Origin of the sequence: Streptomyces chartreusis NRRL 3882 (assembly GCF_900236475.1) — a bacterium.
Taxonomy (GTDB): domain Bacteria; phylum Actinomycetota; class Actinomycetes; order Streptomycetales; family Streptomycetaceae; genus Streptomyces; species Streptomyces chartreusis_D.
In genome coordinates this window covers 8,822,854-8,849,401 of record NZ_LT963352.1, presented here as the reverse complement: position 1 = coordinate 8,849,401, position 26,548 = coordinate 8,822,854, and the positions used below count along the sequence as shown (strand labels likewise).

General features: G+C 71.8%; 21 protein-coding genes and 4 pseudogenes. 7 read left to right on the top strand and 18 right to left on the bottom strand.

Features of this window, described 5'->3' with window-relative positions; translation table 11 throughout:
• Positions 1–6 precede the first annotated feature (6 nt).
• The 3 genes from SCNRRL3882_RS39845 to SCNRRL3882_RS39835 form a co-directional block, all read right to left on the bottom strand.
• Complete coding sequence (locus SCNRRL3882_RS39845) at positions 7–1,014, bottom strand: FecCD family ABC transporter permease (protein ID WP_010048297.1); 1,008 nt, start codon at positions 1,012–1,014, stop codon at positions 7–9.
• Positions 1,011–2,048, bottom strand: coding sequence for an iron chelate uptake ABC transporter family permease subunit (locus SCNRRL3882_RS39840; RefSeq protein WP_010048295.1), 1,038 nt, complete (start codon positions 2,046–2,048; stop codon positions 1,011–1,013). Before SCNRRL3882_RS39840 ends, SCNRRL3882_RS39845 begins: the two co-directional genes overlap by 4 nt.
• A 104-nt stretch (positions 2,049–2,152) precedes the next feature.
• On the bottom strand, positions 2,153–3,127 hold the full coding sequence (locus SCNRRL3882_RS39835) for an ABC transporter substrate-binding protein (protein WP_010048293.1): 975 nt from the start codon (positions 3,125–3,127) through the stop codon (positions 2,153–2,155).
• Between the two features lie 89 nt (positions 3,128–3,216).
• On the opposite strand from SCNRRL3882_RS39835, the gene SCNRRL3882_RS39830 reads away from it, so the two are divergent.
• Complete coding sequence (locus tag SCNRRL3882_RS39830) at positions 3,217–4,419, top strand: hypothetical protein (protein WP_010048291.1); 1,203 nt, start codon at positions 3,217–3,219, stop codon at positions 4,417–4,419.
• Positions 4,420–4,678: 259 nt separating this feature from the next.
• Here the strand turns inward: SCNRRL3882_RS39830 and SCNRRL3882_RS39825 are convergent, their stop codons facing one another.
• Positions 4,679–5,122: a MarR family winged helix-turn-helix transcriptional regulator gene (locus SCNRRL3882_RS39825; protein WP_010048289.1), complete on the bottom strand. Its 444-nt coding sequence runs from the start codon at positions 5,120–5,122 to the stop codon at positions 4,679–4,681.
• Between the two features lie 70 nt (positions 5,123–5,192).
• Between SCNRRL3882_RS39825 and SCNRRL3882_RS39820 the strand changes: the two genes are divergently transcribed.
• Both SCNRRL3882_RS39820 and SCNRRL3882_RS39815 read left to right on the top strand, forming a co-directional pair.
• Positions 5,193–5,834 (top strand): maleylpyruvate isomerase family mycothiol-dependent enzyme, encoded by a 642-nt coding sequence (locus SCNRRL3882_RS39820; protein WP_010048287.1) that lies wholly within the window; start codon positions 5,193–5,195, stop codon positions 5,832–5,834.
• A 32-nt stretch (positions 5,835–5,866) separates the two neighbouring features.
• Entirely contained in the window at positions 5,867–6,070 is a 204-nt protein-coding gene (locus SCNRRL3882_RS39815) for a hypothetical protein (RefSeq protein ID WP_010048285.1), read from the top strand.
• Positions 6,071–6,324: 254 nt separating this feature from the next.
• Here the strand turns inward: SCNRRL3882_RS39815 and SCNRRL3882_RS39810 are convergent, their stop codons facing one another.
• The 4 genes and pseudogenes from SCNRRL3882_RS39810 to SCNRRL3882_RS39800 all read right to left on the bottom strand — a co-directional run bounded on the left by SCNRRL3882_RS39810 (position 6,325) and on the right by SCNRRL3882_RS39800 (position 8,872).
• Positions 6,325–6,678 carry a nuclear transport factor 2 family protein gene (locus tag SCNRRL3882_RS39810; protein ID WP_050810339.1) on the bottom strand — a complete coding sequence of 118 codons (354 nt, stop codon included), beginning with the start codon at positions 6,676–6,678 and terminating at the stop codon, positions 6,325–6,327.
• 231 nt (positions 6,679–6,909) lie between these two features.
• A pseudogene (locus SCNRRL3882_RS42480) lies at positions 6,910–7,101 on the bottom strand (transposase); the annotation flags it as partial.
• A complete protein-coding gene (locus SCNRRL3882_RS41425; RefSeq protein ID WP_197709825.1) occupies positions 7,059–7,199 on the bottom strand; it encodes a hypothetical protein in 141 nt (46 codons plus the stop codon). The gene SCNRRL3882_RS41425 and the pseudogene SCNRRL3882_RS42480, both read right to left, overlap by 43 nt.
• Before the next feature lie 1,214 nt (positions 7,200–8,413).
• Positions 8,414–8,872 (bottom strand): hypothetical protein, encoded by a 459-nt coding sequence (locus tag SCNRRL3882_RS39800; RefSeq protein ID WP_010048277.1) that lies wholly within the window; start codon positions 8,870–8,872, stop codon positions 8,414–8,416.
• A 321-nt stretch (positions 8,873–9,193) separates the two neighbouring features.
• Here SCNRRL3882_RS39800 and SCNRRL3882_RS39795 point away from each other — a divergent pair, with 321 nt between their 5' ends.
• The gene (locus SCNRRL3882_RS39795) at positions 9,194–11,824 is read left to right on the top strand and encodes a helix-turn-helix transcriptional regulator (RefSeq protein WP_010048274.1); all 2,631 of its coding nucleotides are present in this window, start codon (positions 9,194–9,196) and stop codon (positions 11,822–11,824) included.
• A gap of 182 nt (positions 11,825–12,006) precedes the next feature.
• On the opposite strand, the gene SCNRRL3882_RS41420 is transcribed toward SCNRRL3882_RS39795, so the two are convergent.
• Positions 12,007–12,237 (bottom strand): hypothetical protein, encoded by a 231-nt coding sequence (locus SCNRRL3882_RS41420; protein ID WP_010048273.1) that lies wholly within the window; start codon positions 12,235–12,237, stop codon positions 12,007–12,009.
• Between SCNRRL3882_RS41420 and SCNRRL3882_RS42475 the strand changes: the two genes are divergently transcribed.
• Complete coding sequence (locus SCNRRL3882_RS42475) at positions 12,142–12,447, top strand: DUF6624 domain-containing protein (protein ID WP_324604473.1); 306 nt, start codon at positions 12,142–12,144, stop codon at positions 12,445–12,447. The genes SCNRRL3882_RS41420 and SCNRRL3882_RS42475 overlap by 96 nt on opposite strands.
• 256 nt (positions 12,448–12,703) lie before the next feature.
• On the opposite strand, the gene SCNRRL3882_RS42710 is transcribed toward SCNRRL3882_RS42475, so the two are convergent.
• Complete coding sequence (locus tag SCNRRL3882_RS42710; protein ID WP_418952393.1) at positions 12,704–12,850, bottom strand: DUF6336 family protein; 147 nt, start codon at positions 12,848–12,850, stop codon at positions 12,704–12,706.
• Here SCNRRL3882_RS42710 and SCNRRL3882_RS42325 point away from each other — a divergent pair.
• Entirely contained in the window at positions 12,786–13,061 is a 276-nt protein-coding gene (locus tag SCNRRL3882_RS42325; protein ID WP_418952392.1) for a Tn3 family transposase, read from the top strand. The two genes, SCNRRL3882_RS42710 and SCNRRL3882_RS42325, sit on opposite strands and share 65 nt — an antisense overlap.
• A 203-nt stretch (positions 13,062–13,264) precedes the next feature.
• Here the strand turns inward: SCNRRL3882_RS42325 and SCNRRL3882_RS39775 are convergent, their stop codons facing one another.
• From SCNRRL3882_RS39775 to SCNRRL3882_RS39760, 4 genes are all read right to left on the bottom strand, one after another.
• On the bottom strand, positions 13,265–14,374 hold the full coding sequence (locus SCNRRL3882_RS39775; protein WP_010048270.1) for a hypothetical protein: 1,110 nt from the start codon (positions 14,372–14,374) through the stop codon (positions 13,265–13,267).
• Between the two features lie 505 nt (positions 14,375–14,879).
• Positions 14,880–15,569, bottom strand: a complete 690-nt coding sequence (locus tag SCNRRL3882_RS39770; protein WP_010048269.1) for a response regulator — start codon at positions 15,567–15,569, stop codon at positions 14,880–14,882.
• Entirely contained in the window at positions 15,566–17,659 is a 2,094-nt protein-coding gene (locus tag SCNRRL3882_RS39765; RefSeq protein ID WP_010048268.1) for an ATP-binding protein, read from the bottom strand. Before SCNRRL3882_RS39765 ends, SCNRRL3882_RS39770 begins: the two co-directional genes overlap by 4 nt.
• Before the next feature lie 187 nt (positions 17,660–17,846).
• Positions 17,847–18,563, bottom strand: a complete 717-nt coding sequence (locus SCNRRL3882_RS39760; protein ID WP_010048266.1) for a hypothetical protein — start codon at positions 18,561–18,563, stop codon at positions 17,847–17,849.
• Between the two features lie 523 nt (positions 18,564–19,086).
• Between SCNRRL3882_RS39760 and SCNRRL3882_RS39755 the strand changes: the two genes are divergently transcribed.
• Complete coding sequence (locus SCNRRL3882_RS39755) at positions 19,087–19,992, top strand: DUF6424 family protein (protein ID WP_029181755.1); 906 nt, start codon at positions 19,087–19,089, stop codon at positions 19,990–19,992.
• A gap of 41 nt (positions 19,993–20,033) precedes the next feature.
• On the opposite strand, the pseudogene SCNRRL3882_RS42090 reads toward SCNRRL3882_RS39755, so the two are convergent.
• The 4 genes and pseudogenes from SCNRRL3882_RS42090 to SCNRRL3882_RS39735 all read right to left on the bottom strand — a co-directional run.
• Positions 20,034–20,384, bottom strand: a pseudogene (locus SCNRRL3882_RS42090) (hypothetical protein); the annotation flags it as partial.
• Positions 20,371–20,664, bottom strand: a pseudogene (locus SCNRRL3882_RS42085) (serine/threonine protein kinase); the annotation flags it as partial. The pseudogenes SCNRRL3882_RS42090 and SCNRRL3882_RS42085, both read right to left, overlap by 14 nt.
• A 302-nt stretch (positions 20,665–20,966) precedes the next feature.
• A pseudogene (locus SCNRRL3882_RS39740) lies at positions 20,967–21,519 on the bottom strand (IS5 family transposase); the annotation flags it as partial.
• Between the two features lie 54 nt (positions 21,520–21,573).
• Positions 21,574–26,469, bottom strand: a complete 4,896-nt coding sequence (locus tag SCNRRL3882_RS39735) for a DNA repair ATPase (protein WP_010048261.1) — start codon at positions 26,467–26,469, stop codon at positions 21,574–21,576.
• Positions 26,470–26,548 lie beyond the last annotated feature (79 nt).

Here is a 26,548-nt window from a genome sequence, read left to right as displayed (position 1 = left end):
TCGACATCAGAACGTACGGTTCGGCGCGCGGCGCACGACGACCAGCAGCAGCGCGGCCCCGAGGCAGGCGGTCAGGGCCCCTACCGGCAGCGTGAACCGCCCGGAGTCCAGCGCGACCGCCAGCAGCCGCGAGGACAGTTGCGCCGCCACGTCCGCCCCGCACACCACCACCGCGCCCACCAGGGCGGAGCCGGGCAGGGTCACCCGCAGATCGGCGCCGAAGACGGCCACGGCGAGGTGCGGCACGAGCAGCCCGACGAATCCCAGCGCCCCCACGGCCGCCACCGCGCCCGCCGTCAGCGCCACCGCGCACAGCAGGGCGAGGGTGCGGGCCCGCCTCACGGACAGGCCGGCGGCCAGGGCGGTGTCGTCCCCGCAGCGCAGCAGGGTCAGTGGCCCGGCCAGCAGCCAGGCCCCGGCACTCCAGGCCAGCGCCCACGGCCACAGCAGGTGCCAGTGCTGCCACACCCTGCCCTCCGTCGTGCCGACGAGCCACTGCACGACGCTGCCGAGTTCCCCCGGCGCGACGAGCAGCACCATGGCGGTGAGCCCACCGAGCACGGCGGACACCAGCACCCCGTGCACAGCGGTCTGCGCGGGGTCGCTTCGGCCGCGCCCGGCGAGCAGCCACAGCAGCGCGGCACCGGCGCAACCGCCCACGCACGCGGCGACGACCACGGCGAGGGGCGATTCCCACCCCGCGAGCCCGAGGCCGGTCGCACTGACGGCCCCGAGCACCGCGCCCGGCGTCACACCCGTCACCTCGGGCCCGGCGACGGGGTTGCGCAGCGCCGACTGCAGGACCAGGCCCGCCACGCCGAGGCACGCCCCCGCACCGAGGGCCACCAGCAGCCGGGGCAGCCGGAGCTGGAGCAGGATGTGCCGCTCCGTCGTATCACCGCCGCCGCCGAGGACGTCCCAGACCACGGCCGGGGACATGCCGCGCCCGGCCACCAGTTCCGCACCGGCGCACACGACGGCGAGTACGGCGAGCACCGTGAAACGCCTGCTCACCGGGCCTCCTTCTCCGAAGGAGAGGAGGACATGGCTTGGGCACCCTGCGGCGCCGGGCCCACACCGGAGCCCGCCGCTCGGCGCAGGGCTGCCGGCCTGTGGTTGCCCGACCGGAGCAGAGCGACCCCGGTGGGCACGCCGAGCAGGGCCGTCCACGCGCCGACCGGCGTCTCCACGGGTGCCAGCGCGAGCCGGGCCGGGACGTCGGCGACAGCCACGACGACGGCGCCCCACGCGGCGGACCAGGGCAGCCAACGCACCGCATCCGCCGCGGGATTGAACCATCGCGCCAGGTGCGGAGCGAGGAACCCGACCCACGCCACCGGCCCGCACACGGCCGTTACGGGGGCGATCAGCACGACGGCGATGGCCAGCGCGGCGAACCGTGCCCGCTGCGCACGCACGCCCAGCGCCTCGGCGTCCTCGTCCCCCAGCCGCAGCACCGAGAGCACCGGCGCGCACAGCACGAGCGCGGGAACCGCGACGAGCAGCCACGGCCACAGCCCGGTCACGTCCTCCCAGGTACGGGCGGAGAGCGAACCCAGCAGATAGCGGTAGATCAGCTGCAGGTCGAGCTGGTCGGCCATGACCATCAGCACGAGCAGCGCGGCTTGCAACGCGGCGGCGACCGCGGCGCCGGTCAGCAGTACGGCGGACGGACTGCGCCCCAGCCCCGCGGCGAGCAGCGTGAGCACGCCGCCGAGCGCGGCCCCGCCGATGGCCAGCAGGGGCTGGACGGCGGCGGGGAGGGACACCGACAGAACCAGCGGAGCAGCCACCCCCAGTGCGGCCCCGGACGACACGCCCAGCATCTCCGGAACGGCCAGGGAGTTGCGCAGCGCCTCCTGCAGCACGAGCCCCGCCGCACCCAGACAGGCCCCGGCGACCAGCGCCAGCACCAGCCGGGGCACACGCAGTTCGCCGACCACGATCCCGGAGAGCGTGCTGTCCGCGTCCAGCAGCGCACCGGGCAGCCGGTGCAACGGGACGTAGGGGGTGCCCAGAGTCAGAGCGCAGGCGGAGGCGGCGACCAACAGCGCGACGACGGCATGCAGTTGCCATGCTCCCGCGCCCCGCACGGACCGCCGTGCGCCCGATGCCGTTTCACCTGCCCCGGCGCGTGTCGCGGTGGGCGCGCTCACCGCAGCGCGGCCGTGGCCTCATCGAGGACGATGCCCAGCGAACGGGTACCGCGCCCCTTGGCCCACACCTCGGAGTCGACCTCGTGGACGTCTCCGTTCTTCACCGCCGGGATCTTGCCCCACAAGGGGTTCTTCGCCAGCTTCTCCGACAGCTTTCCGTCCGCCTCCCCGAAGCTCATCGTCTCGACGAACAACACGTCGACGTCACGGGCGAGGATCTCCTCAAGGCTGTAACTTCCCTCCACACCACGGGACTTCCACGGGTATTCCGCCAGCTTGGGGAACAGGCTGGCGCCCACGTCCGTCTCCGGGGTGGCGACGCCGAAGTTCTCGTCACTGCCGTAGATGATGAGCGCGGTCTTGTCGCTCTTGTTCTTCTCCGCCTCGGCGAGCTTGGTGCGGAAGGCCTTCTCGGCCTTCTCGCCCTCGGCGGTGCGGCCGGTGAGCGCAGCGACATCGCGCAGGTAGCCCACGCTGTCCTCCCACGACTCGGGCTGCATGGGCCAGAACGTGGTGGCGCCCTTCAGCGCCGGGGCGAGCTTGCCGTGGGTGTCCTTCAGGCCGATCACGAGATCGGGCTTGTGCGAGAGGATCGCCTCCACCTCGGGGGCGATGAACCCGCCGGGGATGACATCGACCTCCTTCGCCTTCTCCTTCCCCAGGAAGTCCGGGTGGGCGAGGAGCGCGCTGTTCGTGGCCGTGGGGACGATGCCCAGCTCGGTCAGGATGTCGTCGCAGAGCGCGAACAGGCAGACGATGCGCTCGGGCTCCTTCTTCAGGGAGATCTCGACGCCGTTGGTATCGGTCAACTCCCGTGCGGCCTTGATGGGTTCGACGTTGACATCGGTCTTCTTGGCGGCCGTGGTCTCCTCGCCGGCGGGTTCGGCGGACGCGCCGCAACCGACCAGGGCCGAACCCACGATCGCTGCGGTGATCCAGCTTCGGACGAATCTCGACGGTGAGCGCAGCATCGATGCCCTCGCTTCTTCTCAGGGTCCACGGAACGCACCGAAGATACATGATAATCGTTTTCATCAGATCCTTTTTCCTGGAGGCATCGATGACCACCGCACCCCCTCTGCTGCTCGCGTCCGACCATGTGACGGGATGCGTCCACCTGCTGACCTTGCCGGACGGCACCGAAGCGGGCCGCCTCACGGGCCGCCACCTCTCCGAGCACGCGGGGTTCCTGGCACTGTCGGGCGGGCGGACGGCCTGCGTCGACGACCGCAGGGGCGAGCTGCTGGTGCTCGACCCGTTCGGCAAGGAACTGGTGGAGACCGCGATCCCGGTCGCCGTGCCGGCCGAGCACCTCGCCTGCGACCCGTCCGGCCGGTGGGTGGCCGTCACGACAGGCCTGGGCAAGAACGCCGAGCCGTGGTCGGACCTGCTGACGGTCGTCGACCTCACCACAGGAGACGCGGCCCGGGTACGCACGCGCGTGGGCGAGCCGGGAGTGACCGTGCTCGGCGACGGGGACCCCCTCGTCGTCCTGCGGCACAGGGAGCCCGGCGCACTGGCCGTCCACCGGTTCACCGACCTTCTCGGCGCTCCGCCCGGCTGCCCGGCGGCAACGGCCCACGCACACCTCACGCTCCCGGACGACGGACACGGAGACGCCCAAGTCCCCGACCTCGGCCAGGTCTTCGCGGCCACCGGCACGGGCGTGCACCGGGCACGCCGTGAGGGCGACGCACTCGTCGCGGAGCCGGTGATCCCGTGGGGTTCGTCCGCCCGGGGCTGGTACCTGCGGCTCGACCCGCGGCGCCCGGCACTGTGGTCCACCCTGCGGGGCGGCCCGGCGGACCCCCTCCGATGGCCGGAGTGGACGAACCAGGCGTGGTGCCACGACCTCGACGCCGACCGTACGACCCTGACGGAGCTCGGCCCGGGGCTGGTCTTCCGACTGGCCCTCGCCAAGGACCACACCGCCTTCACGCGCGTCCACCCGGACGGCGACGAGCTGATCCTGCTGGACTCCGACGGCGAGACCGCCCACCGCGTCGCCCTCCCCGCCATGGACGGCGCGCCCCGCCGTGGCGGCACCCCGTGGGAGGGCGTCCAACGCCGTGCGGTGGCCGCCTCGCCGGGCTCCGACTGGGTCGCCGTCACCCGCGGCGGCCACGGCGAAGTCCACGTCTTCGATGCCCGAACAGGGAGCGAAGCAGCCCGATGGAAGCTGGACACGCCCTTGCATCACGGCGGCCACACGATGCTGCGTACCCAGACCGACGGCGCCGAAGGCGATCCGTTGGGCAGGTGACGGCAGGACCCCGGGCCCTGTCGGCGTGCCGGTTGGTCTGGATGTGCCTGAAGTGAAAGGGCTAGTGTGACGCGCAGCCGTGCCAGGGACACGAACGTCTGCGGAGTGACCGCGGCGATTCGGTTCTTGACGGCCAACCCACCCGCGCTGTCGTCGGTGACCGTCACCCGCGTGATCACCGACCGGGGGCCACCAGTGGGCGGCTGCGACCACCTTGCTCTCGGCGAGCAGGCACGCGCCGGGAGTCGGATACGTGTGGTCAGCGGTGTGGATCGGTGATCTCCCGCAGCGCTTCCAGGGCCTGCCTCAACTGCCGGGTGCGCCCGGGGCCCAGGTGGGCCGTCCATTGCCGCTGGATGTCGCGGACGACGGGCAGGCTCAGCTCGATGAGCTCTTGGCCCCGGGCGGTGATTGTGACCAGTCGGGCTCGTGCGTCGCGCGGGTCGGGAACGCGTCGGACGTAGCCGGCTCGTTCGAGCTGGTCGACGATCGAGCCGATGGTCTGCTTGCTGACCTGTGACGCCTCGGCCAGCTCGGCCAGCCGCGAGCCCTCGGGCCTGATCCGCTGGAAGACCCGTGCCTGGGTGAGCGAGATGTCGTGTCCGGCGGACTTCAGGGCGGCCATCACGGCCGACTCCATGAAGCGGTACGGGATGAACATCAGCAGTCCCAGGTTGAGCTCGTCAGCGTTGCCGTCGGTCATGCCCCCATCATTGCAGAAGGTCCGAACCTCGTACTAATATGGTCCGAGGTTCGGACCTTTGGAGACTGTTATGAGCGACTCGGACCCTTACTGGGCCGCGGTCCGCGCGACGCGTCTGCGGATCGCCGACCTGCTGGAAGAACTCACCCCGGCCGAATGGGAACAGGAGTCGCTGTGCCGGGGCTGGCGTGTGCGCGACGTTGCGGGACACCTCGCCCTGGTCCCTACCATCACCACCTGGGACATGGTCGCGGTCGCACCCCGTGCACGGTTCAGCCCCGACCGGATCAATACCGTGCTGGCCCGCCGGCACGGCTCCCGGCATCCCGCGGACCTGGTCGCAGCGATCCGCAGCCACGCCGGCACCCGACGGACAGCGAAGGTGCTGGACACCCGCAACGCGCTGTTCGACGCGATCGTCCACGGTCAGGACATCGCCCTCCCGCTCGCCCGACAGCTCCCCGTCCCGGCCGAGCACAGTCGCGAAGGACTGCGGCGGGTCTGGGCGATGGGCTGGCCGTTCCATGCCGAGCGCCACCTGGCCGGCTTCACCCTCCGGGCGACCGACACCGACTGGGCGGTGGGCGACGGACCGGAGATCGCCGGGCCCGCTCTGGGCCTGCTGCTGCTCTCGACCGGACGCACCGCCTGTCTGGACACCCTGCAGGGCGACGGCGTCGACCGGCTCAAGTCCTCGCTCCCCGACCGCTGAGACGACCGCTCGCACGAGAATCGAAACATCTGATGCATCGCACCGTCGGCATGACGCTCTGCACGGTTCTCGCCGCACTCGACCTGGCCGGCCTCGTCGGCCTGTGGCAGCACCCCGGGCCGCCGCCCGGCGTCGCCATCACCGGGACGCTGCTGGGGGCCCGTCACCCTGGCCGCCTACCAGCCCGCCGGCCGGGGCAGCCCCGCGCCATGCGCGCCGTCGTGGGCTCGCGGTGATCTCGGCCCTACTCGGCCTCCCGGTGTTCTTCACCGCGGACGCCTCCGACCGGTCCCCGATCGCCGCGACAGTCCCCATTGTCGGCACCGCCATCGCCGTCGCGATGCCGGCATTCCGCCACCCGTCCGCCCGCCGGCGAGCAGGCCATGACGCCACCGCCATCACCCGGCGTGTTTTGACTGCACACCGCCCGGGCCGCTGGCGCCCTGTCCCACGGAGACGCGGCTTTCCGGTCTGGCGCGGGGCAGCCTGATCATCCAAGAACAGCCAGCATGGCAGGGGTGTCGAGATACGCCTCGAAGCGCACTACCTTGCCGTCCCGCAGTGTCCACACGTGCACATCACGCACGTCAAACCGGACACCGGTGGCCTTTACGTGTCCGCGGCTGTGGCCGATCTGGATCACGTGGTCCCCGGCCTCGATCATCTCGTCCGCCGTCACAGCGCTTTCGATATTGCCGAGGAGACGCCCGAAGAACTCCTGGGCTCCGTCATGTCCGCGGTAGTTGCCGCCCCACGGCACCAGTTCTGATTGATAGATCTCGACGTCGGCCGAAAGCGCGTCGAACACGGCGTCGATGTCCTTACGGGCGAACGCGTCGTACACGCGTCGGACCGTGTCAAGATTATCTCTACCCATGGATACCTTCCCTTGGACAAACCGAGCGAAGTTGCAAATTCGCACAATATACGACATGGGTCTGGCTGGCCCGGAAGGCGTGAGCACCCCTGGTTGATGTCGGCTTGTGAGCCCGCCGCTTTGCTGGCACGGCAGCTTCCGAACAGGCGCTGAGCTTGTTCTTTAACTTCTCGACCCTTGCGAAGCGATGAGTGTCTTGGGACAGGGCATGTACTGGCGGAGGTTCCGAAACGCCCCGGGGACTCGAGCCGGGGTGAGCCGTCCAAGTGCGGGCGCCTGCTCCCATGGGCGTCGCAGATCCCTGGCCAGAGGGCGGGCGAGCCGGAGCTGTGTGTAAGCGGCGATGATCAGACACGTCCACCGGTCGGCCGCTTCCAGATCCCGGAGCCGGCGTCGGTGTCACCGGCCTTCGAGGACCACAACCACACGGCCGGCGCCTCGCGGTCCTTCGACAGGTGCTCGACCTCCAGCCGAATCTTGCAGTACATGCAGGGTCGGCCGGTGCCCTGTGGACAGAGTCCGACGCGTACCCAATGGCCGGCCCGCACCCGCCGCCCGCCGCCCGCCGCCCGCCTCGGCCAACGAGGCGACACACCATGGGGTTGGGTGACGAAGAGCGCAACGATCAGGGAAGGGGGCACGTGTGCGGTTGACGATCGACACCGAGACGGACTACTACGAGCAGGCGCTCGCCGCTGTGCAGACCGCCTACGGGCTGCGTCCCCCCGTGCCCGCCGGTTGACCGGACGCCCGGCCTCCCAGCCCCACGCCGGAGGACTTGAGCGAGGAGGACCTGAGAGGGGAGGGCTGGACGGCCCGGGAAGCTGTTCGACGCGCGGCCCTCATGCCCGGGGCCCCGAGCGGTACGCCGCATCGTCGACGTGGGGCGGGACAGCTTCGTACGACGACGTCCCGCAGTACCTCGCCGAGCGTCCGAGCGACCCGACCCCGCCGACCAAACCTGATCGGCAGGCCGAACCTGCCGGCCAAGAGGTCGGCGCAACATGATTCAGGATGCCGCGGTCATTAGCCTCGTCTGCCACCTTGAGCAGGACTCTGCCGGTCTGCATGGAGTCGCTGACGGCGGCCGGCACGCGCGGCCGGTGCGCCTTACTGATCGTTTCAGAATGCGATGCCCGGTCGTCTCAAGCAGACAATCGGGCAGGCGAGTTCGAGGAGTCCTGGTGGAGGTCGGCGTGTTTCTCGTAGCGGATGTGCAGGCGTTTGAACTGGTAGAGCAGGCGAAGGTGCGCTTCACTACCCACCGCGTCTTGCCGAGTCTGGAGCCGTGCGGGGTGCCGCGGCGAGCGATCCTCAGGCTCCGGGCTTCTCGAATGCCTGGTCGATCGCCAGGGCGAGTGAGGCCGCGTACTACTCCGCGTGGCTCGTCAGCGTTCACGGCGAAGGACGGTGTCGAGGGTGTCGGCCGAGTCGGGTGAGGCTCCCGTCCAGCGCGGCCCGTCGAGTTGATGACGCAGGAGTTCCGCGCGGCTGTTGCCGAGACGAGCACCTGAGCATACGGGCCCGCGGCCCTCGGCCGACACCGCGTGCCGAACCGGGCCATGTGCAGCGCCCGGTCATCGCCGTCCCCCCGTGCATCGACCGCCAGGCGCTCGCTCAACCGATCGCCCAGGGGACGACCACCGCCGCACCCCGTCCGCATTCGTCCAACAGCGGGGCGCGGCGGCTGAGTGACGTCGTCCTAGTCCAGCGGCAGCACCCGGTAGGTCAGGCTGTAGGCGTAGTCGGTCCCATTGACGATCTTGGCGATGTTGGTCGTGCCAACCCGGCTGTCATTGAGCTCGAAGACGCCCAGCTTGTCGTCCGGGTCGATGACGTCGGGGTCCTGCTCCCACAGTTCGAGGGGAAGGATCGTGCCGCCCTCGAAGATGAACCGCTCGGGATCCACTCCGCTGTAGTCGACCGTGCCCCGTTCACGGCAGACCGAAGTGGGAATCGCGACACCGCCGTCGAGTTTGATGTACACCTCGTCCTCGCCGCTCTCCGAAATGTTGGTGCAGCGCAGGGTCAGCAGTTGGACCTTGTACAGCTCCCCGGGCACAGGCGGCTGAGCGGCGGCGGCCGCCGGGACCGTCAGAGTGAACACAGCCGCGAGACCCGCGGCCCCGGTGCCGAGGCGACGGAGCTTTCTCGATCGCATCTGGTTTTCCTTCCCCGTGGTGAATCAGTGGTCACGTCGTGGGCCGCACGGCCACTCGGCCCGCTGCCCCGACGTGGCAACACCTTCGCCCGTCCGCACACCGCGGCACAGAGCAGTCGACTACTCCATCGAGGCAAGGCCCTACTCAGTACCGGCCTGCCTTCCGGACGAACTCGCGGTCGCTTTCGGTCAACCGCCTGCCGCTCCGGCCGCTTCGACGGCCGGCGTGCCAGACTGCGGACCGCACGCCGTGGGCGAACCATCCGGCTGGGGGGCCGGATCGGCCCCGGCGCCCGAGGGGGACCCACGGTGGACACGGGCATGGGGAGCGGCCGCCTCCACTTCGCCGGCCGGGACACCGAACTGGCGGAGCTCCGCCGCGCGCTGCGCCGACCGGCCTGCAAAGCAGTGATGATCACAGGAGAGCACGGGGTGGGCAAGAGCCGCCTCGCCGAGGAGTTCTCGACCTGGGCGGGCGGTCGCGGCGGCCACCGTGTCGTACGCGTCCAGGCGACGCACAGCGCCCGGGCGCTGCCGCTGTCGGCGCTGGCGCCGCTGCTGCCCTCGGACGTCTACGCGGAAGAGCCGGCAGAGTTCTTCCGCCGGGTACGGCAGCGGATGGCCGCGCACCGCGCATCCGCCACCACCCGCACCGTCCTGGTCGTCGACGACATCCAGCTGCTCGATCCCGCGTCACTGGCGCTGATCGCACTGTTGCTGGCGGACTCCTCGCTCTTCCTGGCCGTGACCCTCCCCGACGGCGCCGACTGGCCGGACGTGCTGCAGCCCCTGTGGCGGGAGGACGCCTTGCACCACATCCCGCTGTCGGCGCTGGGTGAGGAAGAGAGCGCCCGGCTGCTGATCACCACGATGGGCGGGCCGGTCGCCGCATCCGCCCTGCGGGCCCTGTGGGAGGCCAGCGGTGGCAACGCGCTGTGCCTGAGGGAGCTGCTGCGAAGCGCCCTCGCCGACGGGCGACTGAGCCGTGTGCACGGGGTGTGGTGCCTCACGCGGCCGCTCGCCCCGGTGCTGCCGAACGCCCTGCTCGACGTACGGCTCCGGGAACTGGCTGGCCCGCAGCGAACCCTGATGGAACTCCTAGCGGTGTGCGGACCGATCGGGCTGCGGGACGGCCTGGAATATGTCGATGCGGACGCTCTCGCCGGACTGGAGCGGCAGCAACTCGTCGAATCACGCCTCGACGGGCGCCGCGAGCAGCTCACCCTCGCCCACCCGATGCACGCACGGGTGCTGCGCGCCGGCATCACCCGGCTTCGGGCCCGAACCCTGCTGCTGGACCAGGTCGGCCGGGTACGCGGGTACGGCGCCCGGCGCGCCGACGACCCCCTCGCTCTGGCGCGCTGGGAACTGGAGGCCACCGGAACCGCCGATCCTGCCCTGCTTGTGCGTGCCGCGGCGCAGGCCCTGCACGCGGATGACGTGGACACCATGTGCCGGCTGGCACGCGCCGCGCTGGTACACGGTCCCAACACCCGGGCCGGGTTGATGCTCGGCGAGGCCCTGGGACAGCGGGGCGAGTTCGGCGAAGGGATCGCCGTCCTGGAAGACGCCTTCGCCGCGGCCAGGGAGCCGTACCTGCACACCGCCGCCCTGACCCTGGCCGTCCATCACTTCTATGGGCCCGGCAACATGACCCGCGCGCTGGCTGTACTCGACGAGGCCGGGCGCCGGGGCGGTCCGTGCGCCGAGATGGCCGGCTGGGAGGCCACCCTGCTGACCTCGGCGGGGCGGACCGCGCGGGCCCGCACCGTGCTCGACCCGTGGCTGCCGCTGTCGGAAGGGGCCGAGCCGTCCGACTCCGGTGTGCTGCTGCTCCAAGCCCGGCTGAGGGTGGAACTGTCCTCCGGGCGGCCCGAGGACGCTGTCCGCAGCGGCCGTGCAGCCCATGCCGCGCACCGCATGCTGGCCGACCGGTCGGCGGTCTTCTATCCGGCGCGCAGCCTCTACCTCGTCGCGGCGTCCCTGCTGGAGGCGGGGCGGTTCGATGAGGCGGAGCGGGCCGCGTCCGAGGGGCTCGAGGGACTGCTGCGCTCACCCGTGCCCGCATTGGTCGTCTGGTTTGGCTGGGTGCGGGGACGGATCGCGCTCGACCGGGGACGGTGTGCGGAGGCGGTCGCCCATTTCCGTGAGGCCCGGGCGCAGGCCCACATGTGCGGACACAGATACGCCGAGCAGCGTGCGCTCGCCGGGCTGGTACTGGCCGAAGCATACGTCGGTCGCAGCGCCCCGGAGACAGCCGGACTCGCCTCCGGCTCCACCGATCCGCACTCCCCGCTCGCTCAGGCCGACACGCTGCGCGCCCAGGCCTGGTCGTTGCGGTGCCGGGGGCGACGCCACGAGGCGGAAGCCGCGCTGCGCGCCGGGGCCGAAGCGGCACGGGCGGAAGGGGAGCTCGCCGGCGCTTTGACGCTTGAACACGATCTGCTCCGCTGGGGCGACCGGGACGCGGCCCCTCGCGTACGCGAACTTGCCGATGACGCCCAAGGGCCCTACGCGGCGGCTCGTGCCGCCCATGCACGTGCGGTGGCCGAGCGTGACCCGGACGCGCTGGTGGCCGTGGCCGACGCATGGACGGCGATGGGCGCGCTGCTCCTCGCTGCCGAGAGCCTCGCGGGAGCGGTCGAACTGTGGCGCGCATCGGGCGGCGCGGCCCAGGAGGGGGCCGGCCGGCGTGCCACAGCTCGCGCCCACGCGTTGCGACGGCAGTGCGAGGACGCGGCGACCCCTGCGCTGGCGGACCTCTCGACGGCGGCGGAACTCAGTCCGCGTGAACGGGAGATCGCGCAACTCGCGGCCCATGGGCACACCAGCAGGGAGATCGCCGACCAGTGCGGTCTGTCAGTACGGACGGTCGACAACGCGCTCGGCCGGGTCTACCGCAAGCTCGGCATCCATGACAGGGGAAGTCTGGGGCGGGTATGGGCGCTCTGACGGCGTCAACGGCAGCGGGCGGTGCGGTGCCGGGCCGGTCAGTCGGCGAGGCGGCCGAAACACGTCGCGGCGCGAGACACGGTCGATGACCACGGTGACGTGACTCCCGCCAAACTGGAAGAGCTCCCTGTTACCACCGGCTCAAGGGTGGCGCCGCGCAGCTCGGCGCCACCGGTCCCGGCCTACCCGGCCCGTTCGGCGTCTGGCCCGACGAGAACCACCAGGACGGCGAGGACCAAGAGCACGAGCTCCCCGTCAACCGCACGACGGAAGGGATCACGCTGGTCGGCGAGCGGGGAGCCGACGAAGCATGGCTCCTGGCCCAGCACGCCGACCGCGCTCTCGACCTCCAACATCAGGTACTCGGCCTTCTTGAGGACGCCGTCGCGGCTGGGGACGCCCTGCCGCGCCATCTCGCGTACCTCACCGACCGGGTTCTGGTCGCGGCCGGCGAACCCCAGGTGTACGGGACTCAGTACACCAACGCCCGGGACGGAGACCTGCGGCCGTACCCCGTGACCGACCCCGAGCAGCTGGACGCCCGGCGCGCCGCGGTGGGGCTGGAGTCAGCCGCGGCGTACGACCGGCGCATGCGCGGACGCGACCCCCACGAGGCTGCCTGACTTCGGTTTCGTGGGTGCGAGGCGCCGGCTGTGGTGTCTGCACCGGTGCCCGCAGGGGGAGCTGTCTGCTGCCAAACCTCGTGCAGCTGCTCCGGCGGCGCCGCGGTGCAGGCACGCCGACCCCGGCCCTCTCCGTGCTGGGGCTGGCCGGCGTCTTGCCGGTGTCGGCGAGTGGTTCGCAGCCTCAGTGCTCGCCCACGGCGGCCCGGTCACGCGCTAGGCAGCTCGACGGCACGTCGCGCTGGGTCTTCACCGACTACGCAGCCCTCGTCCGCCCGTCGCGTGCCATGCAGAGCGCCCGCGCAGGGCGCGGGTGGCTCAGTCGGCCGTACAGCCAGCTGTCGTACCCGGCGCCGTCCACCAGGTGGTGCAGGCCGAAGACGCCGGGGACAGCACTAGAGATTTACGAGTCCCAGTTCCGGCACCTGATGCGGGTGGCCGTCTCGGTGCGCGAGGGCGTCATCTCCTCGACGACGCTGCTGAAGAAGCCCCGGTCCGGGTCGCACAAGAACGCCACGTACGTCGTCTTCCGCGAGGTCGGCCGTGTCATCCGCACCGTCGGTCCGTGGACGGGTGCCGTCCACCACCCGGCGGGCGGCCGCTTCAGCGGCTGACACTGCCACGTGGGGCGACTACGGCGGCATCGTCGGTGAGGTGCCCGTGGACGTGGGCCGGCAGGTCGTGCTGGAGATGGTGCAGTAGTTCGTCGGGCGTCGTTCTTGGTCCACTTGGTCGCTCGTTCGGCGAGGGGTGGAGGAGTCCGCCGCTGTTGCGGGCTTGGATGCGCCGCTCCGGGCCGGGTCTGATCGCCAGCTGATCAGAAGAGGCGGAGGCGCACATCCTGCGTGAGGTTCTCGAGGATCTCGCGCAGCCACTGGCTGCGGACGGCTGGTAGCCGGACCAGAGTGGTCTGGAAAACTGCCAGGTCAGGTCTGAACAGGGCGTAGGGGTGCGGTGCGGGCGGATCGTCGCGGAGGACGCCGTCGGGCATGACGCCCGACGCGGGGCCGGGCAGGTGCGGCTCGGGGAAAGCCAGCCACAGCCACACCCCGAACGGCAGCGGCACCGGGTGTGCCGAGGCGCCCGGGCCGACCGGGGCCCAGGTCTCCCCCGTCTGCGGATGGACCGGCACGATGATGATGTCGACGTCCGCGTTGGGGGCGGGCAGCCCTGGCCCGGCCAGGACGGCGCGCCGCGCCGACGGACCTGCGGGCAGCAGGGTGTCGAGGACGCGTTGGAACACCTCCTCGGTCAGGCCGTCCGGGACGGTCACCGGCCGGCCGTCCGACGCCGTCAGTAGATGGGCGAGCGCCCGGCCGGCCGCCGCCTCCCACTGCGGGCTCCAAGACCACCAGTGGTGTGACCCCAACTGCGGCCCTCCCCACGCGGTGATCGGCTCGAACGGTGGTGTGCTCCTCCCCTGCGCTGCCAGCTCCGCCCAGGAAAGCGGTGCGGCATCGGCGCCGTCGACGGGGCGGCGGCGCACGGCGTCAGGGGCGAGCCACACCGCCTGCCAGAGCGAGCAGTCGTCGATCCTGCTCGCCACGGGCAGGCCGCACGTCTCGCAGGCCAAATTGGGGCCGTCTGCTCCGTCGAGGCCGCAGCAGTAGCCACCGCAATTCTCCGGGATCAGCACGGTGCCGCGGATGTCTCCGGGCGCGATGACGATCGCGCCGGGCGCGCCATCGGACAGGGCGTGGACCGGCGCGTAGATGCCGCGAGCGGCCACCTCGTCCGGATCGATCTCCTCCCACCTCCGCCACGGCGGCCCTGAGGGCTCCGGCTCCACGGCGAACGTGCCCGACTCCATGAGAACCGGGAGCTGAATCCCGTTCCCGTACTTCTGATGGGCGTGGGCCGGCAGGACCACCTGGGACAGCGGGGCGGTCAGCTCGGCGCCGCACCCCGCACACACGAAGACGAACAAAGGCCCTCCGCTTGGGAAACAGCATCGTCGCAGCTTGGCGGAGGCCGCGCCATGGTGTTTTTCGTCCGCTGCGGAGCCGAAGCGCCGGCACGACGTGGACGATGGGCTCCAGCGCGAACGGGTGCCGACTGCCGCCGGGCGGCCGCGCACCGTCTGTCAGACCTCGGCGGCAGCACCCCTCTGCCGCTGCAACAGTCGCTCAGCGAACCTGACCGGCCAGCCAACAGAACTGATCAACACCGACAAGACCAACCCAGAGCAGGAACTCCGCGGTTCAGGCCCGCCCGGTCGGGGCCGGCAAGCAACGCCCACCACCTCACCGGCACACACCACACCGCCGGACCCAACCGAGCCAACTGACCAGCCCAGTTCAACCTCGCCGATCAAAAGGAACCAACAGCGACACCCCCACCCGCGCACGGTGAAACAAGCTGGGCCATGAGCAGCTGGACGCCCTGCGCAAGCTGGGCATGACCGCGTAGGAACTCGGGGCCGCGCCCCGGGTTCAGTTCTCGCCGAGGCCGGCCTGGCGGGCGCGGACGATGGCCTCCGCGCGGCTGGAGGCCTGCAGCTTGGTCAGGATGTTGGAGAGGTGGTTGCGTACGGTCTTCGGGCTGAGGACCAAGCGCCGTGAGATCGCCAGGTTGTCCAGGCCCCGGGCCACGAGGTCCAGGACCTCGTGCTCGCGCGAGGTCAGTTCGGGCAGCGCCATGGCCGGGTTCGCGAAGCGCGCGGACGTCAGGTGGGCCACCGCCCGTGAGGCCACCGCGGGGCCGAGGATCACCTCGCCGTTGGCGACGGCGCGTACGGCCCGTTCGATCTCGGCGGGAGAGGCGCCCTTGAGCAGATAGCCCCGGGCCCCGGCCCGCATCGCCGCGAACACCGAGTCGTCGTCGTCCAGCATCGTCACCACCAGGACCGCGGCGCCCGGCCGAACGCGCAGGACCTCGCGCGTGGCCTCCACGCCCGAGGGCTCCCGGTCGCCCAAGTGCAGGTCCATGACGACGACATCGGGCCGCTGGGCCTGGGCCGCCGCCACGGCCGACGCCAGCGAGTCGGCCTCCGCCTCCACCCTCAGCCCGGGAAGTGAACCGAGCAGCGCGCTCATGCCCATGCGGAAGACCGGATGGTCGTCCACGACGATGATCCGGACCGTTGCCGCCCCGGCCGGGTCCCGCTCGGCGTTCTCGCTCATGTCGCCCTGTCCCCCTCCAGCTCACCCGTGGTTCTCCCCGGCCGGGAGGCAGGTCGCAGCGGCACGCGCAGCACGAGCCGGGTGCCGTGGCCGCCCTCCCCCGGTCCCCAGTCGATCCGACCGCCCAGGGCCTCGGCCCGCTCCCTCAGGGACTGGGTGCCGACACCGGGCCGGGCTCCGGCAGTGATGCCGTGGCCGTCGTCCTCCACGCTCACCGTCAGCACATCACCGGCGTCCGGGCCGCCCGTCACCGTGACCGTGCAGGTACGGGCCCCGGCGTGCCGTACGACGTTGCGCAGCGCCTCGGCGACGACCGCGTAGACGGTGCCGGCCACCTCCTGGGGCACCGGAGCGCCGTCCGGGCGGCCGGTGTCGCTGTCCGCGTGGACGACGACGGCCAGGCCGTCCGCCTCGTGACGCATCACCAGTTCCCGCAGCGCCGGCAGGAGACCGAGCTCGGCGAGGACCGGCGGGACCAGGTTGCGGGCGAGGACACGGACCTCCTCGACGCGGGCGTCGACCTCGATGCGCAGCCGGGCCAGCAGCGGGTCGGCCGGTGACCCGGCCGGGAGCTGGTTGCGGGCCGCCGCGAGGCCGAGGCCGATGCCGGCGAGGGCGGGCCCCAACTGGTCGTGCAGTTCCCGGCGCAGGGCCCGGCGCTCGTCGTCGCGGGCCGCTGCCAGCTTGCCCCGTGACTCGCGCAGCTCCCGCGTGACGGCGGCCAGATGAACCGCGGTCGCGACCACGGGCGCCACCTCGTCGAGCGCCGTCCGGGCCCTGCGGTCGAGGCGTTCGCCGGGACGCGCCGTCACCAGCAGGGTGCCGACCGCTCTTCGCCGGACGACCAGTGCCACCGCCAGCTGTTCCAGGCCCTCCGGGTCTCCGACGGTGACCTGGGGTTTGCCGTCCTCGTCGAGGACGTGCACCGAACCGAGGTTGAAGGACGCGGCGATGTTCTGCGCCATGCCGGTGAGCGCCTCCTGCGGGCCCGGCGCGCTGCCCAGGTGGCGGCCGACCCGACTGAGGGCGCCGGCCGCCGCCTCTCCGTGCACGAGCCGGTCGACGCGGCGCTGCAGCCAGCCGCGGGCCGGCTGGATCCCGGCCGCGGGCGCCGCTGTTGCCAGCACCTTGCCGAGTGCCCCGTCGCCGGGCAGGAGCAGCCCCAGCACGGCCACCGTCAGGAAGTACCCGGCGACGAGCAGGCCGGTCAGCAGCCACCACACCAGGGCCCGGCTGACCACCAGGTCGATGCCCCACAGCCGCTGCCGGAGCACCACGACGAGGACGGCCGCCGGGAAGAAGGCCTGGGAGGCCAGATGGGTCAGCGGCGTGAACAGCCGCAGCGCGGCGGGGCCCTCGCCCGCGAACAGCACCAGCGGCAGGAAGGTCAGCGCCACCAGCGCCGTACCGATCGCCAGCCAGCCCAGGCCCCGTCCCGCCGGATCCCGCAGCCGGCGCCGTACCGCGTGTCCGGCGGCGACGAGCCCGAGCGCCACCACGCAGCCGAGCAGCGTGCGTTGCACGGGCACGACGAGGTCCGCCCACCCGGCATCGCGCACCGCCAGGGGCGCGACCGGCTCGCCCTCGGGCCAGGGCCACGGATCGGCCAGCCGTAGCGCCACCAGCCCGGCGACCAGCACGACGCCCGCTGCGATGGCCGTGAGGGCGGCGGGCGACGGGGCGTGTTCGGCGAGGAGATACGGCACGATCAGCACGAGCGCGAGGGTCCCCGGCACCCAGGCCGTGCCCTGCAGCACCGACCACGAAGGCACCGCCGCGCCGTCACCGGCGTCACGCGCCCACAGGGCCAGCGCCTGGGCCGTGACCGCCGCGACGCCCCCGCCGACGGCGGTGAGCGCGACCAGCCAGGCCACCGGATGCGCGCGCCGGCTCAGCACGACGGCCGCGACCAGGCCGTACACCACCGCGTCCGCGGTGTCCACGACGAAGAACCACTGCGTGGCGTCCCACTCGGCGTCCGCCGCTCCCATCAGGACCAGCGCCGTCAGCGCGAGCCCCCAGGACACCGCGAGCACGCCGACGGCGGGGACGCGACGGCCCCCGCCCACCGGGCCCTGCCGGGCCGTCATGCCTGTTCCCCCACGGGTTAAGGCTCCCAGCAGGGACCGCGGTTGTCACCGCGCCGCCGCCGTCACCGCACCCGTACTGCGCCCGACGCAGAAGGAGCGCAGCACGCGTACGACGTACGCGCGCTGCGCTCCCCTGTGTCGGGAAGGCCTCCGGTCAGCTTCCGGTCGGCTTCCGGTCAGCTTCCGGTCACTCGATCGCGCGGCCCCGGCCGAAGGCGAACCCAGCGCCGAGGATCAGCAGGTACGGCACGCCCACGAACAGCGCCATGTACTGGAACGGCGTCAGCTGGGTGACCAGCAGCAGGAATCCGAAGATCAGGCTGACGACGCCGATCCAGCGGCTCACCGCGCCCTGCCGGAACGCCGCGACGACGAGCGCGGCAGCGGTCAGCAGCAGCCCCGACCACACCCACCCGTACGTGTTGATGTCGGCGAAATCGGCGATGATCGTGTCGGGGTCGGTCTTGTCCGACATCCGCAGGTTGTGGAACAGCTCCGTACCCATTCCGGAACCCACCAGGCTCATCACACCGACCAGCAGCATCCCCAGGTACGCCGTCGCGGGAACCAGGCTGCCCGCCGGGGACTGCCGGTCGAGCCGGCGGCGCAGTCCCGCGCCGAAGACCACCGCGGCGAGTGCGGTCGCGGTGAACGTCACCTGGAGGACGAAGACCCACCACATGGCGGGGCCGTCGAGCCGGTCGACCATGCGGGCGTTGTCGATGAGGTCGGAGTCCTCGAAGGGGTACAGCGGCGTGGAGGCGACGAAGGCGACGAGGCCGCCGAGCGCCGTGACAATGCCTGCCCAGGCCCAGCCGCGGCGCTCGGCGAGGGAGTGCGGGGGCTTGGGGACGGACCCCGGGCCAGTGCCGGCCGGGGACGGATGTGAGAGCGAAGCGGACATGACGTTCCCCCATGAATGGTGCCGCCCGGCCACTGTCCGGCCGGGGGCGTGTCTGACGTGCCCGACCACCGTGACGCGCCCGGTGTCCCGCACGCATGGGGCCGGTGTCCCGTTCCGCCGGGCGGGACTGGCGCCCACGCGCTGTCCTGTTCGGCCGTACGGACTTTCCGCCGGACGGCTGTCCAGGACTCGGGGTGGTGATGGCAAACCTTCCGGTCAGTCCACGCACAGCCCGCACGGTCGGCGCCCATCACCCCACCCCTTTCCGGAGGAGCCAGGAGGCGCATCCCGCGTCGAGCGGTCCTGGTGCTGTCCGGCGCCGCCCTGACAGCCGTCCCCCTTCTCGAACCCCCGCACGCCCTGGCCGCTGGTGCGTGCGGTCGCCCGACGACCCGGTCGTTGGTTTTCCGGTCAACTAGCCTGCTCCGCCGCCGAGTCGCCGTCGTCCCGTCCGGGGCGCACGATGGAGGAAAGAGACGCCCCGGGCCACTCGGCCAGCGCGCTCAGTGCGAGGAGGTCAGCCATGGCCGTCGCCGAATCCACAGCGGTTTCGCGCACCCCGTCCGGCCTGCGGCCCGGCGGTACGCACGGGGAGAACCACCCGTGGAAGATACGCCTCGTCGACCACGCCGAGCGTCGCGAGACCCCGCACTTCCGGGCCGCGAAGAAGACGGCGAAGAAGATCCTCGACGAGCTGGACGACGGCGACGTCCCCTACGGGCCGCGGCCCGCCGCCTCCGAGCACTGGGAGATGCACCACGGCGGCAGTCTGTGGGTCAAGGGATCAGGCGGCTGGCGCATGTACCGGGCGCGGGTCGGCATCGAGTGGAGCATGCAGTTCTGCTCCGACCCGGCGAAGGTGGACCGGCTTCGCCGGGACGCGGCCGAACTCGTCGACGCTTTCCCCCTCACCCTGCCCGCCCTGGCCGCGCTGGGCTACGAGGAGGCCGAGGAGCTGCTGCGCACCCCGATCACGGACGCCGACGGCGTCTCGGCGTGGACCGACTCCCTCTTCAACGCCTGTGTGCCGCTGAGCCCGGGCCATCACCAGGGGATCCTGCCGAAGGTGCCCGGTGAACACCACTACCCCTGGCCCGTCAAGGGCGCGGACTTCGTCAGGTTCGACGACTTCCAGCTGTGGGTGACCCTGCCGGACGGAACGCACGGCGCGGTCACACCGGTGGACCGCCGCGGCTCCGGCGACGGGCACGTCCGACTGGTCCACGTCCCCGAGGGCAGCGCGGCAGCGGAAACGCTGGCCGAGGCACAGCGGCACGGCGTGATGGCGGTCCTGCCGCCCAACAGCTCCGCCGCACTGCAGGCGTTCCGGCAGCAGATCGAGCCCGGACAGCGCACGGCCTCCGGCTCGCAGACCGGCCGCGCCGAACGACATGGGCGAGGACCCCGGCGCCGAACGCCCGGTGAGTAACCAGTCAGGACCAGCGACAGCCGTCGTCGGTGCCGTGACCACAGGCGGCGGACACAGGAAACCTGGGCCGGTACGCCGGCCAACACCGCCGCCCTCTTGAGCTGTCGGGCCACGATGGCGGCCTCGCCTGTCCTGCCCGTGCCGACCAGGCACTCGTAGAACCCGCGCAGGGCCCAGACGCTCCCGGCGTGCTGCAGGGCCCGGACGCCTCCCAGGGTGCTGCAGGACCCGGGGCAGAGTGGCGTCCAGGGGCGAGGTCCGCCCAGTAGACCGCCGCGGCCTCCTCGATACGGCCCCGCCCCAGCAGGAGCGCGCCGTAGGCCTGCCGGGCCGGCCGCATCCAGCCCCAGGGTTCCTTCGCAGGGCAGATTGCCGTCGAGTTCGACGGACCGCTACCGCGGCAAGCCCGTGATCCGCACGAACCGCATGTCCACCCCGCGCCGGGCGCGGGTGTTCACTGTCGGTTCCTGCGGCGACCAGGATGTTGCTGGGCTTGACGCCCCGGTGCACCAGGCCGTGAGCGGTCGGAACGGGGAATAGGCCTGCCTCGTCGAGCAAGGCCCGCAAGTCCGGACCAGGGACGTGCCGCATCGCGATGTACACGACGCCTTCGGCCTCACCGGCTTCGAAGATCGGCAGGATGTGCGGGTGGTCGATCGCTGCGGCCACCCGCCTGGTACCGGGGACCGCGCTCGTGGCCACCGCCCGAAGGGGTCTTCAGAGCATTGATCGTCCGCTCTACTCGTTCCTCCTCTTGTCGATGGCCTTGTCGAAGCCGGTGACCGCTGGTTCTTCGGCTCGGGGGTGGTGTGCTTGATCTGCCACCGGCGCAGGTAGCGACGGTTGCGGCGGGACGAGTACGCCTTGTCGCCGCCGAGATGTTCGGGGCGGGTGCGAGGACGCCCGTCGCCGTGCCGGCCGATGCGAATGCGAATGCGTTCCATGACGGGGATCAGCTGTGGGGCGTCACCTCACTGGCCAGGAGTGATCGCCAGCGCCGTAGGGCGAAAGCCGCCCTCTCCAGCGAGGTGGATCTTGCTGGCGAAGCCGCCCCGGAAGCGTCCAAGCCCCCCATCGGGACGGTGCTGCCGGGGCGTGCGTCTTTTCCCGGCACCCGCGGGGATTTGTTGGCTGCTCCGGCGGCATGCCGGTGCGCTCTGCGGATGGTCGAGTCCACGCTCAACATGGACCAGTCCATGCGGCCCTCCGCGTCGGCGTCGGCGTCGGCGTCGGCGTCGGCGTCGGCGTCGGCGTCGGCCAGGATGAGCGCGAAGAGCCTTTCCCATGTGCCGTCCGCAGACCAGAGTCTGTGCCTCTCGTACGCGGTCTTCCACTTTCCGCACCGTGCAGGCAGTTCCCGCCACGGCAACCCGGTTCGGTTCCGGTACAGGATTCCGTTGATGATGCTGCGATGCCTGGTCCAGCGGCCGCCGCGCTGCCCGGACTTCGGCGATGCGGCTTCGACCGGGCCCACTCCTCGTTCGCGAGATCCCCCCCGCCCCATGAACATGCCAACGCCCGGACCATGCCGGAAGCCATCAGGATCGCTGCCAGGTGCGCCCGTCGGCGGCCCCTCTCATCTCAGTCCCGACCACCGCCCGGCACCGGCCGTGCCGCATGCCGAGCCGCCGGTTTGGCGATCAGGTGTCGTGGGTCGCCGACCCGGTTGATCGCCGACTCGACGGCTGCGATCCGGTCGGCCAGGAGACCGAGGGCCCCCACGGCTCGGGCGAGTTGGTCGTCCTCGGGTCCTCCGAGGGACTGGGCTCGGACGTGGGCGGCCTTCAACTCCGTCCAGCGCACCATCTGTTCGGCGGTGAGAGTGCCGCGCAGTTCGGCCAGCTTGAGCAGGTTGGCCTCGGCGCCGGTGGTGAGGGTCTGGGCCTCGGCCCGGTACTGGTCGTCGATCAGCGCGGCGAGTTCGACGTCGTTCATCACGGGCTGGACACGCTGGGCGACCTTGTTCATCGTGCGGTAGGAGCCCTGGAGCCGGAAGGGCGGTTCCGTGCGCGTCGTGTCCGCCTGGGCCGCCGAGGCGATGTAAGCCGCGTTCACGGCAAGGACCGTCTCCCGCACGGTGAGCAGGTGACGCAGTACGGCCAGGATCCGCTCCAGCTCCGCGGGGGTGTAGGGATGCGTCAGACGGTCCGTGCGAGCCGTCGGGTCGTCCTGGGCGAGGCGGATCAGCTGGTCGAGGTCGGCGCGGTCGCGGCCGGCGAGCGGGGCGAGGACCTGGTTGGCGGTGAGGGCGTTCTCGATGAAGCTGAGGGCGAAGACGTCGCCCTTGCCGGTCAGGACGTCGCCGAGGTTCCACACGTCGGCGCGGTTGGCGAGCATGTCGGGCACCTGGAAGCGACTGCCGGACTCGGTGTAGGGGTTGCCTGCCATGCAGACGGCGAAGCGTTTGCCGCGCAGGTCGTAGGTGCGTGATTCGCCGTCCCGCACGCCCTCGATGCGGCGGGTGGCGTCGCAGAGAGGGATGAACTTCTGGAGCAGTTCGGGCGAGGTGTGCTGGATGTCGTCGAGGTAGAGGAGGGTGTTGTTGCCCGCCGCCAAGGCGAAGTTGATCTTCTCGACCTCCTGGCGTGCGGTGGCGTTCGGGGCCTCGGCCGGGTCGAGCGAGGTGACGGCGTGACCGAGTGCCGGGCCGTCGACCTTCACGAGGATCATGCCGAGCCGGTCCGCGACATACTCCATGAGGGTCGTCTTGCCATAGCCCGGCGGGGAGATGAGCAGGAGCAGGCCGCCGGTGTCGGTGCGCTTGGACTCGCCCGTGGTTCCGAGCTGCTTGGCGAGGCTGTCGCCGATGAGCGGGAGGTAGACCTCGTCCATGAGCCTGCCGCGTACGAACGCGGACATCACGCGGGGCCGGTGGTCGTCCAGGTGGAGGCGGGTGCGCTCGGCGTTCACCAGTGCGGTGCGGCGGTGCTGGTAGGCGCGGTGGCCGGGGGCGTCGTGGGTGCGGAATCTGCGGGTGCGTGCGAGGAGTTCGTCGATGCGGACCGTGAGGGCACGGCCGGTGACGCGGGGGTGGGTGCCGAGCAGGCCCGTGACGGTTTCCGTGAGCGGCGCGTCGGACTCGTAGCGGGTCAGGCCGGGACAGAGTTCGGCGGCCACCGCCTCGGTCAGGTCGCCGGGGGTGAGGTCGGTGCCGGTAGCGGTGGTGTACGCCGTCAGCCATGCCTCGACCAGTTGCCTCCGGGCAGCCGGGTCGGTGAAGGCGGTGAGGTCGTCGTCGTAGGCCGATGTGCCCACGGTGCGGCGGAACTTGTCGAGCAGGGTGCGGGTGCCCGCGGTGATGACGAAGCCGTCCGGGCCGGTGGTCAGTTCCTCGAAGAGGTAGGCGGCCGCCGCTGCTCCGCCCGCGACGTCCGCCAGCTCCCGTTGCAGGTCGGCGATGGCGGGTGCCAGGCCGAAGGTGTCCCGGGCCCGGGCGAGGGACACCGCGCGCCGGGTCCAGCTCTGCCGCTCCTCGGCCGTCGTGCCGTGCGCCCAGAACAGCTGGGCGGCTGCTCGTGCGGCCGGTTCGTGGCGCAGCGGACCGGCGCCCTCATGCAGACGCAGGAGCGCGGTGAGGATCGCTGTCGCGTCGTGGTCGTGCACACCGCGCTCGTAGCCCTCGTCGTACGCCGACTCGGCGGCCTGCCGCACGAGGGCGGCCAAATCGGCATCCGCCAGAGCCTCGGGGCCGTGTTCGTCCAGCAGGCGTGCGGCGAGGTACTCGGCGCGGTACACCTCGGGCGACTCCGAGGGCAGGGGGCGGTCCCAGTACGGGCGGGTGGCGGTGAAGTCGGGGTCGGTGATCGGGGAGCGGTAGTCGGTGCCGGTCAGGGCGAAGGCGAGGGTGTCACCGTGCGGGACGAGGGTGAGGTCGAGGGGCTGGGTGTTGACGGCGAAACGGTGGGTGCCGAGCCGGATCGTGCGGCCGTCGTCGGCGTACAGGTCGGCGCGGTCGCGCAGGGCGCGCAGCGCTTCCTGGCGGGCGGCCTTGAGACGGCCGTCCAGTTCCTCCGCCCTGACCTGGTCACCGAGGTCGCGCAGTTCACCGACGATGCGGCGGACCTTGGCGGGCATCGGGTCGGAGGTGAAGAACGTGGCGACCGCGTCCGCGTCCGGCTGGGCGGCGGCCCGGCGGGCGACGGTCCGCAGGACGCGGGTCGCCGAGTCGGTCAGGCGTTCGGCGCGCCGGGCGCGGGCGTCGGCGAGGGTCTGCTTGCGGGCGGCGAACGCCTCCTGAATCTCGTCGCGCTTGTCGGCGAGGGTGGCGAGGAAGTCGTCGAACTCGGCGAACCGGGACTCCAGGTTCTCCACCTGGACGAGCAGGCGGGCGAGCTGCTCGTCGCATGCCCCGGGGCTGTCCGCGGCGGCGAGCGCGCCGCTGACGGACGGGCCGAGCAGGGCCAACTCGGCGGTGAACTCGGCTCGTCCCTCACGGTCGAGGAGTTCACGGCGGCGGCCGTCGAGGGCGGCGCGGGCGCGGTTGACGCCTCCGAGGACCTCGGCGATGCGCTCCAGGATCGTGGTGCGGACGGTGGCGTCGGCGATGTCGAGGCCGGCGACGACCTCCGTCACCGTACGCAGCCCGTCGGCCAGTTCTTCCATGCGGGCGGCGACGGGCGCCGCCTCGGCCACGGTGGCGATCGCCTCGGCATCGGCGACGATCCGTTCGACGTCCGCGTGGTAGCCGGTGAAGGCGTCCTCGCGGGCGAGGTGAGCCACCGCGCGCCGGCCGAAGGCGGCAAGGTCCGACTCGGTGGCGGCGGCCAGCTCGTCGATGCGGGCGGTGTCCGCGTACCGCATGTCCTTGAGGGTGAACAGATGACCTTGCGCGTGGCGCAGTTCGGTCAGGCCGGTCACCCACTCGGCCGCGCTGCGCGCGGACTCACCCCGCAGCCGTCGTACGACCTCGGCGACCCGCGCGGCGGCTTCCGTCAGCGCGTCTTCGGCCTGCCGGGTGAAAGTCCGGACGGTCTCGAACTCGGCCAGAACCTGTTGTGCTGTCTCGCGCAGGTGTGCCAACGGGGTGAGGAGGTCGCCGAGTTCGCGATCGCCCAGCCAGTGATGGGTGTCCGCCGCCCGGGCGCAGGCGGCCAGCAGCGCCTCGTACACCCCGCTGGCGGGGGTCGTGTCGGCCACGGCGCCGGTGATGGAGAGGCAGTCGGAGATGCCGCGCACGAGGTCGGCGTTGCCGATACGTGCCAGGGGGCCGATGCCGACCGGCTGGGCGGCGGCGTAGGTGTCCGAGACGTACGGGGAGTTCCACAGCTGCACGGGGTGGACACGCTGCGGTTCATCTGTGTCGGCCCGGAGCACCGCGAGCGCGCCGTCGTCGAAAAGCGCCCAGCCGTGGCAGGGCAGGGGACTGGCCATCTCCTTGCGGATCGTGTTGTACGGCAGAAGGAGACTGCGGCCCGCTGCACGCGCGTGGAAGGCGTACAGCACGTCCTCGCCGTTCGGAGAGCGGATCTCCCGCTCGAACTCCAGCCCCGTCGGGTCGAGTTCATATGTCTTGTGGGTGCCCGTGGCCAGGCAGTAGCCGCCTGGGAAGACGATCCCCTGGTCATCGGGCAGGCGGCGACACGCCCGGCCGATGCCGTCGAGGCGGACGACGGTCCTGGTGAGGGTGTTGAACACCAGGTGGCGGTCGGCGTCCTCCTTGTAAGGGCGGACGCGCAGCAGGATGAGGGCACCCACGCGCGCGTACGCGATGTCCGCGTCCGCGAGGGACTGCAGCGGCTCGTCGACGGAGTCGGTGTAGACGCCCTCTGCCGCCTCGGTGTCGTCGTCGGTCTTGACGGTGAGGACGCCGCCGACCGTGGAGACGAACACCTCGCCGCCGATGGAGACGTGCGGGTGACGGCCGAGGACGTGGTTCTCGCGAGTGCTTTCGATCCATTCGACGTCGTGGGACGGCGGAAGGACATGGTCGCGCTCGCCCCGCGCGTCGAGGAACGTGGGTCGTCCGTCGTCGGACAGGGCCCAGCGCAGCACCCGTGTGTCGTCCGCCTTCTCGCCGGTCTGGAAGACGGCGAGCAGTCTGCCCTCGGTGCGCCGGAGCTGGAGGAGGCGGGTCTGGCGGTAGTAGCGGTGCAGAGCGCCGAACTCGCGGACGAAGGCCGGGTCGTCGAGCAGACCGGGCACGGCGTCCTCGGGCAGCCGCTCCAGGTCGCGGTCGTACAGGGCCAGGACATCGCCGACGCACGTGCCGGCCGCGCGGCTCGGGACGGCGTTGCAGCCGGAGAGGAGCACATCGCCCACGGCCACGATGTCCCGGGGCACCGCGGCGTGCTCGGTGCGCAGTCTCCCGGTGCCCCCGAGTTCGAGCCGCGTCGAGCCGAACTCCTCGCCCCGGCGGACGTTGAGCGCTTCGGCGCGGCGGGCCAGTTCGGCGGCCTGAGCGGTGAGGCGGTCGCGCAGCACCTCGTACGTGCCCGTGTCCACGGGGTCGTACGTGCCGGTGTCCGGGCCGATCGTCATGGCATGCCTCTCAGGAAGTCGATGAACGCGGTCCGGAGCCGCCGTCCCCTGTGCGGCGGCTCCGGACCGAGGGGGCGGG

Bases quoted from the DNA above. Each gene is read 5' to 3' on its own strand.
- SCNRRL3882_RS39815 (WP_010048285.1), top strand. From the start codon at position 5,867: ATGCATCGCACCGTCGGCATGACGCTCTGCACGGTTCTCGCCGCACTC.
- SCNRRL3882_RS39760 (WP_010048266.1), bottom strand. From the start codon at position 18,563: ATGTCCGCTTCGCTCTCACATCCGTCCCCGGCCGGCACTGGCCCGGGG.
- SCNRRL3882_RS39820 (WP_010048287.1), top strand. From the start codon at position 5,193: ATGAGCGACTCGGACCCTTACTGGGCCGCGGTCCGCGCGACGCGTCTG.
- SCNRRL3882_RS39735 (WP_010048261.1), bottom strand. From the start codon at position 26,469: ATGACGATCGGCCCGGACACCGGCACGTACGACCCCGTGGACACGGGC.
- SCNRRL3882_RS39770 (WP_010048269.1), bottom strand. From the start codon at position 15,569: ATGAGCGAGAACGCCGAGCGGGACCCGGCCGGGGCGGCAACGGTCCGG.
- SCNRRL3882_RS39755 (WP_029181755.1), top strand. From the start codon at position 19,087: ATGGCCGTCGCCGAATCCACAGCGGTTTCGCGCACCCCGTCCGGCCTG.
- SCNRRL3882_RS39835 (WP_010048293.1), bottom strand. From the start codon at position 3,127: ATGCTGCGCTCACCGTCGAGATTCGTCCGAAGCTGGATCACCGCAGCG.
- SCNRRL3882_RS39830 (WP_010048291.1), top strand. From the start codon at position 3,217: ATGACCACCGCACCCCCTCTGCTGCTCGCGTCCGACCATGTGACGGGA.
- SCNRRL3882_RS39800 (WP_010048277.1), bottom strand. From the start codon at position 8,872: ATGCGATCGAGAAAGCTCCGTCGCCTCGGCACCGGGGCCGCGGGTCTC.
- SCNRRL3882_RS39795 (WP_010048274.1), top strand. From the start codon at position 9,194: ATGGGGAGCGGCCGCCTCCACTTCGCCGGCCGGGACACCGAACTGGCG.
- SCNRRL3882_RS41425 (WP_197709825.1), bottom strand. From the start codon at position 7,199: ATGTACTGCAAGATTCGGCTGGAGGTCGAGCACCTGTCGAAGGACCGC.
- SCNRRL3882_RS39765 (WP_010048268.1), bottom strand. From the start codon at position 17,659: ATGACGGCCCGGCAGGGCCCGGTGGGCGGGGGCCGTCGCGTCCCCGCC.
- SCNRRL3882_RS39825 (WP_010048289.1), bottom strand. From the start codon at position 5,122: ATGACCGACGGCAACGCTGACGAGCTCAACCTGGGACTGCTGATGTTC.
- SCNRRL3882_RS41420 (WP_010048273.1), bottom strand. From the start codon at position 12,237: ATGGCGCGGCAGGGCGTCCCCAGCCGCGACGGCGTCCTCAAGAAGGCC.